We start from the raw sequence: 1,549 nt of genomic DNA on the forward strand, positions 1-1,549 counted from the left end.
GGAATACCTCGATGCGTTCGCCGGGACCGGTACGGTGCCCACCGGCGGCGCGCTCGCGGATGCTCCCCGGAGTGCGCGGCCGGACGGTGGCGCGGTGTCCGGCCCGCCTCAGGACGGCCCGCCGCAGGACGGTGAGACGGTGGCCCGGCCCGGCGCGCCCGGGGACGGGCCGGAGAGAAAGGGCACCATGGGCCGGACGCTCACCGGTGTGGCGGCCGCCGCCGTGACGACCGTGCTCGCCGTGGTGGTCGCGGGGCAGACCACCGACCAGCGGCGCGACGCCGGCGGCACCCGGGCGAGCGGCCCGGACCACACCGAGGCGGACGACGGCGAGGCGTCGCGCTCGCGCCCCAGGACGCCCCAGGACGCCAAGCCCGCCACGTACGAGAAGCGGATGGCGCAGGCGTACCCGCTCGACGCCGACCTCACGGGCAGCGGCCGGTTCCGGCCCGCGGGCGGCGCCGCCGAGGCCCCCGGGCCCGGACGAGTGGTCAGGTACCGCGTCGACGTGGAGGAGGGACTGCCGCTGGACGGCGGGCTGTTCGCCGAGGCGGTGCACAAGACCCTCAATGACGACCGGAGCTGGGCGCACGGCGGGCGGCGGGCGTTCAGCCGGGTGGCGTCCGGCGACGCCGACTTCGTGATCTCGCTGGCCAGCCCGGGGACGACGGCCGCGTGGTGCGCCAAGTCCGGGCTGGACACCACCGAGGACAATGTCTCCTGCGACTCGGCGGCGACCGACCGCGTCGTCATCAACGCCTACCGGTGGGCGCAGGGCTCGGCGACGTACGGGCCGGACAAGATGTTCGCCTACCGCCAGATGCTGATCAACCACGAGGTCGGCCACCGGCTCGGCCACGACCACGAGGTGTGCTCCCGCGAGGGGGCCCTGGCGCCGGTGATGATGCAGCAGACCAAGTTCCTGACGACGGACGGGGCGACCTGCCGTCCCAACGCCTGGCCGTTCCCGGGCGAACGGTGAGGACCCGGCGGAATGGAGACACGGTGTCTCTCATCGTGGGACACCGTGCCCGTAATCGGCCCCCGTTCGATGATCTGGGCGTGTCGCACCGTCACGCCCCGCACCGCGCCGCCGTCGAGCCGGCGCTGATCGGCGTGACCGTCCACTGTGTGGCCGGCACCGACTGCCGCTGAGGCCCCTCCCGGCTCCGTGGACACCGTCCACGACCGGCCCCGGCCGCCCGGAGGGCGCCGCGTGCCGCCGCCTGACGCCCGCGCCGTACGGGCCGGGAGCGCACGGCATGTTCTAGGGACATATAGCGCATTGAAACGCCTTTGAGAGCGGAAAGTTACGTCTGTTCACCCCTTCCGGTGGCGCGATGGACAACCGTCCGTCGCGCCACCCACCCCAGTGCATAGCGTTTTCCTGCGGAGGGCGGCCGACGGGCCACCGCAGACAGGACACGGGACACAGGTCCGGAGACAAGGGGGGACCCACGTGCGCACCACACCGCTCACTCACGGTGGCCATGCCTCCACTCCGGGTGAGTCCGGCGCGTCCCGCCCCCGCGCGGCGGACCGTTTCCCC

At 73.8% G+C, this 1,549-nt stretch carries 2 protein-coding genes; both read left to right on the forward strand.

What is annotated here, in order from left to right:
• Window positions 1-982 (forward strand): DUF3152 domain-containing protein (locus tag AC51EU_RS30430; protein ID WP_496270315.1); only part of this gene is annotated, 982 nt, incomplete at its 5' end.
• An 80-nt stretch (window positions 983-1,062) separates the two neighbouring features.
• The gene (locus AC51EU_RS30435; RefSeq protein ID WP_496270316.1) at window positions 1,063-1,155 is read left to right on the forward strand and encodes an Ms4533A family Cys-rich leader peptide; all 93 of its coding nucleotides are present in this window, start codon (window positions 1,063-1,065) and stop codon (window positions 1,153-1,155) included.
• Window positions 1,156-1,549: the final 394 nt, after the last annotated feature.

It is taken from the genome of Candidatus Streptomyces philanthi, assembly GCF_059553635.1.